The organism is Dellaglioa sp. CoH-56-MRSF-12, assembly GCF_056782075.1.
Window position 1 is genome coordinate 85478 of record NZ_JBXAYD010000001.1, and the last position, 12274, is coordinate 97751.

Annotated in this window: 13 protein-coding genes and 1 tRNA gene; 9 read left to right on the forward strand and 5 right to left on the reverse strand. The window is 32.7% G+C overall.

All coding sequences use genetic code 11. From position 1 onward, the window contains the following. Positions 1–16: 16 nt before the first annotated feature. Positions 17–1555, reverse strand: a complete 1539-nt coding sequence (locus AC1RPY_RS00415; protein ID WP_481761076.1) for a zinc ribbon domain-containing protein — start codon at positions 1553–1555, stop codon at positions 17–19. Between the two features lie 381 nt (positions 1556–1936). On the opposite strand from AC1RPY_RS00415, the gene AC1RPY_RS00420 reads away from it, so the two are divergent. Next, positions 1937–2248: a helix-turn-helix domain-containing protein gene (locus AC1RPY_RS00420; protein WP_481761075.1), complete on the forward strand. Its 312-nt coding sequence runs from the start codon at positions 1937–1939 to the stop codon at positions 2246–2248. Here the strand turns inward: AC1RPY_RS00420 and AC1RPY_RS00425 are convergent. Beyond that, complete coding sequence (locus AC1RPY_RS00425; protein WP_409021835.1) at positions 2243–2464, reverse strand: hypothetical protein; 222 nt, start codon at positions 2462–2464, stop codon at positions 2243–2245. The two genes, AC1RPY_RS00420 and AC1RPY_RS00425, sit on opposite strands and share 6 nt — an antisense overlap. Positions 2465–2675: 211 nt before the next feature. After that, the gene (locus tag AC1RPY_RS00430) at positions 2676–3686 is read right to left on the reverse strand and encodes a YdcF family protein (RefSeq protein WP_481761074.1); all 1011 of its coding nucleotides are present in this window, start codon (positions 3684–3686) and stop codon (positions 2676–2678) included. A gap of 169 nt (positions 3687–3855) precedes the next feature. Here AC1RPY_RS00430 and AC1RPY_RS00435 point away from each other — a divergent pair, with 169 nt between their 5' ends. Beyond that, the gene (locus AC1RPY_RS00435) at positions 3856–4455 is read left to right on the forward strand and encodes a cadmium resistance transporter (protein ID WP_481761073.1); all 600 of its coding nucleotides are present in this window, start codon (positions 3856–3858) and stop codon (positions 4453–4455) included. 10 nt (positions 4456–4465) lie between these two features. Continuing rightward, a complete protein-coding gene (locus AC1RPY_RS00440) occupies positions 4466–4786 on the forward strand; it encodes an ArsR/SmtB family transcription factor (RefSeq protein WP_481761072.1) in 321 nt (106 codons plus the stop codon). Positions 4787–4866: 80 nt separating this feature from the next. On the opposite strand, the gene AC1RPY_RS00445 is transcribed toward AC1RPY_RS00440, so the two are convergent. Beyond that, positions 4867–4939 (reverse strand) — tRNA-Ala (locus AC1RPY_RS00445). Positions 4940–5391: 452 nt separating this feature from the next. Beyond that, entirely contained in the window at positions 5392–6840 is a 1449-nt protein-coding gene (locus AC1RPY_RS00450) for a C40 family peptidase (protein ID WP_481761071.1), read from the reverse strand. A 477-nt stretch (positions 6841–7317) separates the two neighbouring features. Between AC1RPY_RS00450 and lepB the strand changes: the two genes are divergently transcribed. The 6 genes from lepB (at position 7318) to AC1RPY_RS00480 (ending at position 12266) form a co-directional block, all read left to right on the forward strand. Continuing rightward, positions 7318–7920 carry a signal peptidase I gene (gene lepB / locus AC1RPY_RS00455; protein ID WP_481761070.1) on the forward strand — a complete coding sequence of 201 codons (603 nt, stop codon included), beginning with the start codon at positions 7318–7320 and terminating at the stop codon, positions 7918–7920. 49 nt (positions 7921–7969) lie between these two features. Further along, positions 7970–8920, forward strand: a complete 951-nt coding sequence (gene rihA, locus AC1RPY_RS00460; RefSeq protein WP_481761069.1) for a pyrimidine-specific ribonucleoside hydrolase RihA — start codon at positions 7970–7972, stop codon at positions 8918–8920. 99 nt (positions 8921–9019) lie between these two features. Beyond that, complete coding sequence (gene rsmG / locus AC1RPY_RS00465) at positions 9020–9754, forward strand: 16S rRNA (guanine(527)-N(7))-methyltransferase RsmG (RefSeq protein WP_481761068.1); 735 nt, start codon at positions 9020–9022, stop codon at positions 9752–9754. A gap of 18 nt (positions 9755–9772) precedes the next feature. Further along, positions 9773–10621 carry a nucleoid occlusion protein gene (gene noc / locus AC1RPY_RS00470; protein WP_481761067.1) on the forward strand — a complete coding sequence of 283 codons (849 nt, stop codon included), beginning with the start codon at positions 9773–9775 and terminating at the stop codon, positions 10619–10621. Between the two features lie 6 nt (positions 10622–10627). Further along, complete coding sequence (locus tag AC1RPY_RS00475) at positions 10628–11395, forward strand: ParA family protein (RefSeq protein ID WP_409021824.1); 768 nt, start codon at positions 10628–10630, stop codon at positions 11393–11395. Further along, the gene (locus AC1RPY_RS00480; RefSeq protein ID WP_409021823.1) at positions 11385–12266 is read left to right on the forward strand and encodes a ParB/RepB/Spo0J family partition protein; all 882 of its coding nucleotides are present in this window, start codon (positions 11385–11387) and stop codon (positions 12264–12266) included. The genes AC1RPY_RS00475 and AC1RPY_RS00480 overlap by 11 nt, the downstream gene beginning before the upstream one ends. Positions 12267–12274: the final 8 nt, after the last annotated feature.

Sequence of the window (12274 nt, forward strand, 5' to 3'; positions counted from 1 at the left end):
TTATTTCCTCCAAAGTTTAGTTGTCTTCAATTTTTTCACTAATTTTTTTAGCGGGTGTAATTGACTTGATTAAGAAGTCATCGTTATTAGAATAATTAACTTTAGCAGTATATCTAAATACTTGTGTTTTAGTTGAATAATTATCGTCACTATCAGTGAAATCGAACGTATAAGTAACATCATAAGCGACATCAAATTTATTTTTATCTGTCGGTGTTACTGATAATACTTTAGCGTCATAAGAGACACTACTGATTGCATCATCATCATGATAATTTTTAGCAATAGTCACCCATGCCTTGGCATCTGCATTGCTTGAGCCATTAACAAAGAAACTGCCTATTGAGCCATAACTATCATTTGAATCCTCATTAGAGTCATCACCATCGATAGTGTAGTCATCAATTTGGGTAAATAAATTGTCTATATAACTTTCTGCATCATCTAGAGTTAACATATTAGGAAAATTAATATTGAATAAATTGCTACTAGAACTATCTTGAAAGCCATTTTCATCTGTATTATTTAAAGTTACGTCGTTATCATCATCGCTACCTGAAATTTGGTATTCACTGGTAACGAGAGTGTTGTCTCCGACCTTTTCTTTAAGCTGCAATCGATTGTTTCCAGAAGAGGCAATAGGGCCAATTGTTGCAGAACCATCATCATCAGTTGTACCAACTTTTTTAGAATTAACATAGATATCAGCATTTGCGATACTTTTAATTCTAAAAGTAAGTGTACTTAAATCTAAATTGACGTTAGAAGTTGAACTAGTGAGCGTCTCAGTCGATTTATTATTTAGTTTAGTACCATCAATAGAGCCAGCTGCTTCTATTGTGTAGTTACCGGGAACTAGATTTGAGATTGTTTTACTGTAATTATCAGAGTCAGCTGTAGCAACTTTTTTATCATTCATCTTGATAACAGCCCCAGAGCTATTCGTTGATAAGTTAACGGAAACGGTTGAAAAGTCAGCCGTATATTTAGGGAATAATAACCAATGTTTACCATTTTCTTTTAAATGAAAATGTGTTGAAGTGCTTGCTCCATTGGTTAATTCGTTTTTAAAAGTTTTAAGAGAGTCTGTACTACCCCATGCATCTGATGCAGGTTTCATAGACTCATCAGTAATTTTTAATGCCGTATCCGATGTTGAAAAATAAGCTTCCATGTTTTTATCGGTTTTTAATGCATCTGTAATTCGTTCAATTTGATTTTCTTTTGAGTAATATTTTGTTCCAGCATAGTAGCCAACAACAATAATAAGAGCGATAATACCAATCAAAATTCTGATGAATTTTGTTTTACCTGAGATGGGTAATTTAGGATTTGCAGTTCGTGTTTGTGTAGGTGGCATTTGTTGTTGTGTTGGTTGAACCGGCGTAACAGGTTGCTGTGACGCAACTGAATTAACACGTAAATCAAAATTACAATTAGGACAGAAATTACCATCCTTAGGAACTTCACTTCCACAATTAGGACAGAATTTTTTTGTCGTACTCCCAGATAAATCATCTGAAGGCGCATAATAGATTTGTTCTTTTTTAATCATTGGATCTCCTTTTTAACTACCTTAATAATATGATTAACTTTGACTACTTAACTAAAAGTTACCAAATCTAGTGTATACATAGCGAGTTTTAGTTTATAAAATAATGGCTAACTCAATCGCATAAAATAGGATTTTAATCATTGGTACTTATGTATTTTTTTAGGTTGTTAGATGCAGAATTAGTAATACCCCCCGTGGCCTCCTTAGATTTAAATTACTAAATCAACGAATAAAGACAAACCTTAAACGAAACTTAAGTTATTTTATCAGCTTAAAAGGTTTTTGTATATATATATATATTAAAAAAAGATAAGCTATAATCTGTTTGATTGTTTTAAAAACCTTTACCATAAAGAGAACCTTTCTGATTAGGAGTTTAATATGCTTAAAAAAATAGGAATTTTAATTCGTGCTAAACGAAAATTATTGAATATGACCATTGAGCAACTGGCTGAAAAATCAAAATCTTCTGTTAGTTTAATTTCTTTGATAGAGCGAGGTAAGTTAGATAATATTAAAATAAAAAAATTATCAGATATTGCTGAAGCGCTGGATATGACGTTAGCTGACTTCTTTACTAATCAAAATTTAAAAGGTGTTGCAACGCTGGATTTGATTAATTATCTTGCTTCTTTACCCAAAGAAAAAAGAGAAGCGACAGCTGAATTATTGCTTAAAGTAATCCGTTTATAAATGATTATCATTAATGATTGACCATGCTATTTCTTCAATAGTGTGGTCAATTTTTTGTGCTTGATAGGCTGAGACTAAATCAATTTGTTTGGTAGGTAAATCTAAAGTTAAAATATCAAAATTGTGAAAATCAATCCTATGGTTACTAAAGTCATAAATTAAAAATTTTAAATCTTGTAATACCTTCAAATTATCGTGTATATCTATCCCATTCATAAATAAAATCTCCCTTACTAAAAAACTGTATAAAAAAAGCATTAGCTTTTATTAGCTAATGCTTAGATTACAACAAAAATAGTTAATTTATAAGACTGATATTAATAAAAATTAATTCTAACGATAGTACTGAGTTTTGTCAATATGACATAAATTAAAGGTTTATCCTTTTAAGTAGATTAATTAATTTAAGTAAGTATTGAAGTAATAATTATTTAAAAAGCTGTTGAAAAATAGACAGTAAAAGGAGCAACAAAATAACTATAAAATGACGATTTTTATGAAGCATTATGATAGCAATGAATTCACGCAAGAACGCATTAGGTAAAAAATACCATGGCGTTTTCCCGCCAATGCCTTGAGCATTTACACCAACCATTCGTGCAAATATTGCAGCACGAAAGATATGGTAGTTATTTGAACTGAATAAAATATGATCCCCTCTATGATCAAGATCAATTATTTTTTTTGAGAAACGCATATTTTCAAAAGTCGTTGTTGATTTGTCTTCTAGTAATGTAAATTCTTCTGGATAACCACTGTCGATGGCCCATTTTTGCATTGCCTGTGCTTCTGAAATAGACTCATCATTACCTTGCCCACCTGAAAAAATAATAATCGGGCGTTTACCGCCTAATAGTATTTGTTTGTCCGCAAAATTGGTAGCACGTTTGATTCTGTTGGCAAGTAGTTTACTAACTTTATAACCGTTGATTAAACCTGCACCTAGTACAATGATGTAGTCTTGATCATATTTTGGACGTCGTAAGCTATATAAAATACTAACAGACAAGAAATTTAAAAAAGCGAACATAAGATATAAGCCAGTCAACGAAGCAAAATTAAATGGTAATTGAAGATACCAAGGCCACGTACTGATTAAAGGTGTCACAAACCAGCGAATGATAAGAACAATAGCAAGTAGTAGTCCAAGCATGTTAGCTAATGAATAACTTTCACGTTTAAAGACTAGTCCAGTATTAATTAATAAAAATGGAATAGTTGCAATTGAAAGTAATATCAAACCTATAGCGCCAACAATGATAATAAAAACAGCGCTATTTTTCATAAAATTGATAGGGGAAGTAGCGAGTACACCTATTAAAGAAATGACAAATATATTGAACAGAAATCCATTAATTAATTGACGTGGTTCTTTGTGAAAGCTGATATACCAAATAGCTAACAATAAAATAGGTAGTAACAGTATTAGATAGTCCATATGAATTCCTCCGAAGTAATAGATAATAAACTAATTCTAGCATATTTTTGAATAAATAAGGTACTAATAAATTTATATTTAACCGTTTACATGGACGTTAACATATGATATATTATTCACATGAACAAAATATCATATGAATAATATATCATATAGAGGAGATGCTATAATGGTCACACTATTAGGTTCAACTGTACTCGCATTCATTTCAACAAATATCGATTATCTTTTAATTCTAATTATTATTTTTGCTAAGTATAAAAATAAACATGAAGAAAAATTAATATTTATAGGAGAGCTACTTGGTAGTGGGACGCTTATAGCAGTTAGTTTGATTGCTGCCTTTTGGTTAAAACTGATTCCTGAAGAATGGATCTTAGGATTTTTGGGACTTATTCCGATTATAATGGGTATAAAAATGTATTTTAGTGATGAAGATGAGGGTAATGAGGTCCGGGAGAAATTAGGAAAACCGGGTCAAGGCATAATTTTAAATGTAATTATGATTACTATTGCAACTTGTGGACCAGATAATCTTGCTATCTACGTCCCATTTTTCACGACATTATCTATTAGGGATGTACCTATTGTACTGATGCTATTTTTTATATTCTTATGTATCATTACATGGTTGAGTAAAATGATTACTAATTTACCTAAAATCCAAGAATTTTTTCAAAATTTTGGTAATTTAATCACTCTAATTGTTTATGTTTTCTTAGGTCTATATATATTATTAGAAAGTGGTACTATTCAGCACTTTATGTAGGAGGAAAATAATGCAACCGTACAATGAAATTCCAAAAAGTGAACTTGATGAATCAATTATGATAACTAAGCTATTGAATAATCGAATAAGATTACAATTAATCTATTTATTGGAACAACATGAATATAATGTAACTGAATTATCAAAGATACTTAATGTTGAACAAACAAACTTATCTCATCAATTAAGTTTATTAAAAACGCATCAAATAATTAGTCAGAGACGAGAAGGAAAGTTAATGTACTATCAAATTGACGATCCGCATATTATTGAAACTATGACAGCGCTGTTGCAACATGCAAAACACGTTGCAAATGGAAAACCTTATTAAATAGAAACGTAAGAAAAAGAGATTAACTTCAAATTGAAGTTAATCTCTTTTTTGATTTTTAAAATCTGTAGTGGTTACTATGGACCCTAACGGATTTGAACCGTCGACCTTCTACTTGCGGAGCAGACGCTCTCCCAACTGAGCTAAGGGCCCGAATAGCTTTATAATACACCAAATAGCCAAAATTAAAAGAAAAAGTTAGTTTTGCTTCTATGTATTTATGCCATTTTAAAATGTTTCACATGAAACATTTTAAAATGAGTAACGATTTTTAAAGATAAAAGGTTTCAAATATCACTTGTTAATAGTAGGGTAAAAAGCATTAAATACCAGTTTTTGATTAATGATGAATAAGCCGAAGAGTATAAGATTTTTGTTTTTAAATAGCAGACATAATCTTATGATGGCGTGATGTGAAGATATTTCCAAACATTAATAATTATTCGATTAATACTCTTTTAGAAGGAACAAATAATAAAATTCAGATTTCTAACGGACTTATTTCCAATCTTAGCAACTTTTATAGATTCCGAACCAGAATACTTTATATATTAAAATCCATAAAAAAAGGTCCCACTCACTTAGTGAGTGGGACCTTCATAATATTATTTATTAACAGTACCAGCAAATGAAGCAGGGTAATATGCTAATGCACCAATTTTAACATTTTGACCAGGTTCTGGAGCAGCGATATATTGGCCACCACCTAAGTAAATACCAACATGGTATGTAGAACCTTGAGCTCCCCAGAATAATAAATCTCCAGGTTGAGCAGCAGCAGTTGATTTCTTAGAAACATTTGATTCTTGTCCAATAGTATTACGGTTTAAGTTAATACCAACTTTTGCGAATACATATTGTGTGAATCCTGAACAATCAAAACCAGAAGGAGTTGATCCACCCCAAACATAAGGAGTACCTATGTATGCTTTAGCAACAGAGATAACTTTGCTTGCTGAGTAGCTTGCTGTTTGTGTTGTAGAGCTTGCAGCAGCAGTATTAGCTGTTGAAGTAGTATTAGAACTTGCAGCAGCAGTATTAGTTGTTGAAGTAGTATTAGAACTTGCAGCAGCAGTATTAGTTGTTGAAGTAGTATTAGAACTTGCAACAGCAGTGTTAGCTGTTGAAGCAGTATTAGAACTTGTAGCAGCCTTAGGTGTTGAAGTAGCATTAGAAGTTACAGCAGCTTTAGGTGTTGTTGTAGCTTTTGCAGGTGTAACAACTTTTTCAGCAGTTGTAGAAGCTACTTTAGCCATTGAACCTGTTAAGTTTAATGTTTGGCCAGGGTTAATCATTGAATTAGAAGATAAACCATTAGCATCACATAGTGCTGAGATAGTAATACCGTTTGATTGAGCGATTGACCATAATGAATCGCCGTTTTTAACAGTAACAGTCTTATTATTTGTAGTAGATGCTGCTTTAGGTGTAGCTGTTTCTACTTTAGGAGTTGCAGTAACTGATTTAGCAGCACTTACTTCTGCTTTAGGAGTTGTAGCAACTGGTTTAGCAGTACTTGTTTCTACTTTAACAGTTTTAGCTGGTGTTACTTTAGCGGGAGTAACAGTAGTACTTGCAGCTACCGCTTTTGAACCAGTTAATGTTAAATTTTGACCGGGTAAGATAAGTGCTGAGTTATCAGCAAATCCATTAGCCGAACGAAGTGCTGAGATTGAAATGCCATTTTCTTTAGCGATTGACCATAATGAATCACCATTTTTAACAGTAACGGATGTTTTATTTACTGAAGTATTAGTAGTAACGATAGTACTTGTTTTAGCTGAAGTACTTTTTTGTGTTGAGCTTGCTTTAGCGTTGCTATCCTTTTCAGGAATATTTAATGATTGACCACTTACAATAATATGAGAATTTGCGTCAATATTGTTTAAAGTTTCGATTGTTTTGATTGAAACGCCATACTTCTGAGAAAAAGCCCAAACAGTATCGTTTGTTTGAACTTTAACTGTTGCTGCATCAGCAGTTGCGTTAGATGCAAGAAGGAGGCCAGCGGTACCAACTGTACCGAGTAATAATGATTTAAGTGTGTTATTCAAGTTGAGTCACATCTACTTTCTTATTTTATTGGATTTATACTACAGTAACTATTGTAACCGGTTAGTGTTGCAATCAAATACAAAAACTATTACAACTTAGCATGATTTTGTAATATATACTAAGTAATGTTTATATATCAATGATAATGATGATTTATGTATTTAACTTATAATTTATTTAATTTAGTAAATCCCATGTGCAATAATGGTTTAGAACACTTTCAATATATTTTAAATTAAAATATATTGCCCCCCGATGTTACAAAGATATTACAGAAACCTTATGTTTCTATACTACTAGAACTAATTAAAACTATACCAGTCGTTTTACATGGTTGCAAATGAAATTTTAAGTTTTAATAGAAAGGGATTTCATTGTCTGGTATCATTTGAATTATTGGATATTGAAAGTCCTTAAATAGTTGGCGTATAATTAACTAAATAAGGGGATAAAAAATATAATGATTAGGTGGAAATATGAAAAGAATAGTTAAAGAAATAATGAGTTGGATTATACCGATTGCAATCGGTTTAATAATCGCGATGCTTTTAAAAACATTTGTTGTCACAATGGTACGTGTTGATGGGCCATCGATGCAACCTAACTTAGTTAATAATGAGCATGTTGCTGTTGTTAAAGTTATTGATATTAAGCGCTTTAGTACTGTTGTTTTTGATGCATACGGCGTAGATCCTGATGCAACTGAGGGTCAAGAGTATGTTAAACGTGTTATTGGAATGCCTGGTGATACAGTAGAATTTAAAAATGATCATGTCTATGTTAATGGTAAAGAAATTGAAGAACCTTATATTTCAACTTATCAAAAAACAGTAGGGACAAGGGTTCAGAACATAAATGCTAAAAACTGGACATTCAAGTCATTGGCTGTAGATAATCAATGGGCTAAAGATACTTCAGCTATCAGAGTACCTTCAGATAAATATTTTGTTCTAGGAGATCATCGTTCAGTATCTAATGATAGTCGTTACTGGGGGTTCGTTGATAAGTCGAAAATTCAAGGTGTTGTAAAAGTACCATTCTGGAATTTTAATAAGGCTGATCATAAATATATTTATTAATTGCATTAAAAATGCAGAAAAATAATTCGATTGAAGAGGAGATTTTATTATGACAAAAACACCAATTATTTTAGATTGTGATCCAGGACATGATGACGCATTAGCGTTAATGATGATTATTGCTTCACCAGAATTTGATTTACGTGCGGTGACAACATCCGCTGGAAATCAAACACCTGATAAAACATTTGATAACGCTTGTCGACTACTAACATTGATGGAACGGACAGATGTTCCAGTTGCTAGTGGAAATAAAAAACCTTTACTACAAGAATTAATGATTGCCGATGCCGTTCATGGAGATACTGGTGTTGATGGAACAGAGTTACCTAAATCTGAAATTCCAGCAACTAATTTAACAGCAATTGAGTTAATTGCAGAAACATTATCTAAAAGTGCTGAAAAAGTTACAATGGTTGTCACGGGCCCAATGACGAATATGGCACTATTTTTAGCTGTCTATCCTGAATTAAAAAATAAAATTGAAAAAATTGTCTTTATGGGTGGCTCAACGGATGTTGGAAATGTTAAACCTGGTTCAGAATTTAATATTGCCGTGGACCCAGAGTCAGCAAAAATGGTTTTAAATGACTCTATTCCAATGGTTATGGCTGGATTAAACTTAACTCATCAAGCACAAATTTTAGATTCTGAAATTGAAGAAATTGGTAAGATTAATAATAAAGTAGCGCAATCAGCCTACGGGTTATTGAAATTTTATGGTATTTACTATGGTCAAGAAAAATGGGGATTCGACGGTATTCCATTACATGACCCTTGTACAATTGCTTGGATGTTACATCCTGAATTATTCACAAGTGAAAAGTACCATGTTGATGTTGAGGTGAATGGTGATCTTACTAAAGGTGAGACAATCGTTGATAAATTTGATTTATTGGGATTAGAAAAAAATACAGAAGTCTTACTATCAATTGACCGTGCAAAATTTGTCGAATTATTAATTTCAAAACTTAAAAAATTTGATAAATTAGTAGGATAGAGAATCTTACAGTTGGCTTGTATTTCTGGCCTAAATACGTTAAAGTTAAACAGGACGTGAAACATCGTTTTGTTTCACAAATAACGGAGGGCCAGTCATATGAATCCAGAAGAATTTCGTCAAGCATTAGCTGAAAAAGACATTAATTTAACAGACAGACAAATGGCACAATTTGAAACATACTATGAATTTTTAGTAATGACAAATGAAAACCTTAATCTGACTGCTATTACAGAAAAATCAGACGTTTATTTGAAACATTTTTATGATTCTTTAACGCCTGCTTTTTATTCAAAAGAAATACAAAGCGAGCCCTTATCTATTTGTGACGTCGGCGCAGGTGCCGGCTTCCCTTCAATTCCACTGAAGATTGCTTTTCCGCAATTAACGGTGACTATTGTTGATTCGTTGAATAAACGTATCAACTTTTTAAATGAATTGGCGGACAAATTAGATATTACAGGGGTTGCTTTTTTTCATAATCGTGCTGAAGAATTTGCAGGTAAAAAAAGTTTATATAGAGAACAATATGATATCGTGACAGCTCGTGCTGTTGCAAGATTGAGCGTACTATCTGAATTGTGCTTACCTTTAGTTAAATTAAATGGTCAATTTATCGCTCTCAAAGCTCAAAAAATGGACGAAGAATTAGTCGATGCCGAATATGCTATCAAGCTTTTAGGTGGTCAAGTTGTGGCTAATCATGAATTTACTTTACCAATTTCAGATGACGAACGTCATCTATTAGTCGTTGATAAAGTCAAATTAAGTCCTAAAAAATACCCTAGAAAAGCGGGTGTACCTGGACGTACCCCACTTGTAAATAAGATATAGTCAGGAGGTCGTCGGAAAATGGCATTTTCATTTTTAGGAAATCGTAAAAATCAACAAGAACAAGAAGATGAAACGAATCAAACGAAGGTTAGTGACATTTCTGTTACGACTATTGTACCCAATCGCTTCCAACCTCGTCGTGTCTTTGATGATCAAAAAATTGATGAATTAGCACAAACCCTTAAAGAACACGGGTTATTGCAGCCTATTATTTTGCGAGAGTATGAGACTGGAAAATATGAGATTATTGCTGGGGAACGTCGTTTTCGGGCAGCATCTTCATTAGGATGGAAAAAAATTCCGGCAATTGTTCAGAAAATGGACGACGACCAAGCGGCTTCGATGGCACTAATTGAAAATTTACAACGTGAGGAACTAACAGCAATTGAAGAAGCAGAGGCCTACAGTAAACTAATGAGTTTAAACCACTTATCACAGTCAAAATTAGCTGAAGATATGGGTAAAAGCCAAGCATTTGTTGCTAATAAATTGCGTTTATTAAAATTAGAACATGACGTACAAACGTCCATTATGGCGCAACAGATATCCGAACGTCACGGAAGAGCAATGGTTAGTTTATCAGCTAGCAATCAAAAAAAATTATTAAAACGTATTTTAAAAGAGAAATTAACAGTGAAAGAAACCGAAAAGTTAATTTCAGCTAATAAAATTAAACCAGAATCAAAAGTGTCTGAAAAGAAAAACACGAAAAAAGGTAATCCTGATAAAAGATTAGTGATTAATACCCTAAAACAAGCGGTTCAAGTTATAGAAAATAACGGTGTAACGATTAAATCAAAACAAGAAAAAACTGATTCAGGGTATCGCGTTATTATTGATGTGATTGAATCAAAAAAGGAGGGTTAATCAAACATGGGAATTGTTATTTCATTAGCAAACCAAAAAGGTGGCGTTGGTAAAACAACAACGAGTGTGAATTTAGGCGCTTGTTTAGCCGAGCTAGGCAAGCGTGTTTTATTAATAGATACGGATGCTCAAGGAAATTCAACAAGTGGTGTTGGTATTGAAAAATCAACAATAAAAAAAGATATTTATGATGTTTTAGTTAATGAATTTCCAATTAAGGAGACAATTCTAGCTACTAGTCATAAAGGATTAGATATCGTTCCGGCAACCATTCAATTGGCTGGTGCTGAGATTGAATTAACACCGCAAATGGCTCGTGAAACAAGATTATTGGATGCCGTTAAAACAATTGAAGATCAGTATGATTATATTTTAATAGATTGCCCGCCATCACTTGGATTGATTACAATTAATGCCTTTACAGCTAGTAAATCAATTTTAATTCCTGTTCAAAGTGAATACTATGCTTTGGAAGGTTTAAGCCAATTGCTTAACACAATTCGTTTAGTTCAAAAGCATTTTAATCCAGATTTAGCCATTGAAGGCGTTTTAATGACAATGTATGATGCACGTACAAATTTAGGCGCAGAAGTTGTGTCTGAGGTGCAAAAATATTTTGCAGAAAAAGTCTACAAGACAATTATTCCGCGAAATGTCCGCTTGTCTGAAGCACCTAGCCATGGGATGGCAATTATTGATTACGATCCTAAGTCGAAGGGTGCTCAAGTCTATATGGAATTGGCAAAGGAAGTGTTAAAAGCGCATGGTAAATAATAAAAAAGGTCTTGGAAAAGGGATTAACGCGTTATTTCAGGATGAACTTGATCAATATGATGATACAAAAGAATCTGTTGTTCGTTTAAACTTAGCTGAAATTCGCCCTAATCCTTACCAACCTCGTAAAACATTTGATGAAGATGCCCTAAAAGAATTAGCTGCGTCTATCAAAAAATCAGGTGTCTTCCAACCAATTATTGTAAGAGAATCAGTCATTAAGGGTTATGAAATCATTGCAGGAGAACGTCGTTTCCGTGCGTCTAAATTAGCAGGACTAACAGATGTCCCTGCAATTATTAGAACGATGACAGAAGAAGCAATGATGGAAGTTGCTATTTTGGAAAATTTACAACGTGAAGAATTGTCTCCTTTAGAAGAGGCAGAAGCTTATAACATGTTGATGGAAAAATTAAACTTAACGCAGTCACAAGTTTCAGAGCGATTAGGCAAAAGTCGTCCTTATATTGCTAATTATTTGCGTTTATTAGGATTGCCCAACTCAGTTAAAGAATTACTCCAAGTTGATCAGTTATCGATGGGTCAAGCAAGAACATTGCTGTCACTTAAAGATAAACAAAAAATTGGGGCATTAGCTAAAAGAACAGTTAAAGAAAATCTAACTGTTCGTGAGTTGGAAAAAGTAATTGCCCAAATGAACGGCGAAATTAAAAAGAATACTAAAAAAGTGAACGAAGTTGAAAAATCAATTTATGTTCAACAAAGTGAGAACTTGTTAAAAGAAAAATTTGGAACACAAGTTTCTATCCAACAGAGCAAAAAAAATCATAAAGGTAAGATAGAAATTGACTACTTATCAACGGATGATTTGAACCGTATTTTGGACTTACTTGATATTTCACTAGACTAGGAGGTTAG

Coding starts and splice junctions, on each gene's coding strand:
- AC1RPY_RS00415 (WP_481761076.1), bottom strand. CDS start 1,555: ATGATTAAAAAAGAACAAATCTATTATGCGCCTTCAGATGATTTATCT.
- AC1RPY_RS00420 (WP_481761075.1), top strand. CDS start 1,937: ATGCTTAAAAAAATAGGAATTTTAATTCGTGCTAAACGAAAATTATTG.
- AC1RPY_RS00425 (WP_409021835.1), bottom strand. CDS start 2,464: ATGAATGGGATAGATATACACGATAATTTGAAGGTATTACAAGATTTA.
- AC1RPY_RS00430 (WP_481761074.1), bottom strand. CDS start 3,686: ATGGACTATCTAATACTGTTACTACCTATTTTATTGTTAGCTATTTGG.
- AC1RPY_RS00435 (WP_481761073.1), top strand. CDS start 3,856: ATGGTCACACTATTAGGTTCAACTGTACTCGCATTCATTTCAACAAAT.
- AC1RPY_RS00440 (WP_481761072.1), top strand. CDS start 4,466: ATGCAACCGTACAATGAAATTCCAAAAAGTGAACTTGATGAATCAATT.
- lepB (WP_481761070.1), top strand. CDS start 7,318: ATGAAAAGAATAGTTAAAGAAATAATGAGTTGGATTATACCGATTGCA.
- rihA (WP_481761069.1), top strand. CDS start 7,970: ATGACAAAAACACCAATTATTTTAGATTGTGATCCAGGACATGATGAC.
- rsmG (WP_481761068.1), top strand. CDS start 9,020: ATGAATCCAGAAGAATTTCGTCAAGCATTAGCTGAAAAAGACATTAAT.
- noc (WP_481761067.1), top strand. CDS start 9,773: ATGGCATTTTCATTTTTAGGAAATCGTAAAAATCAACAAGAACAAGAA.
- AC1RPY_RS00475 (WP_409021824.1), top strand. CDS start 10,628: ATGGGAATTGTTATTTCATTAGCAAACCAAAAAGGTGGCGTTGGTAAA.
- AC1RPY_RS00480 (WP_409021823.1), top strand. CDS start 11,385: ATGGTAAATAATAAAAAAGGTCTTGGAAAAGGGATTAACGCGTTATTT.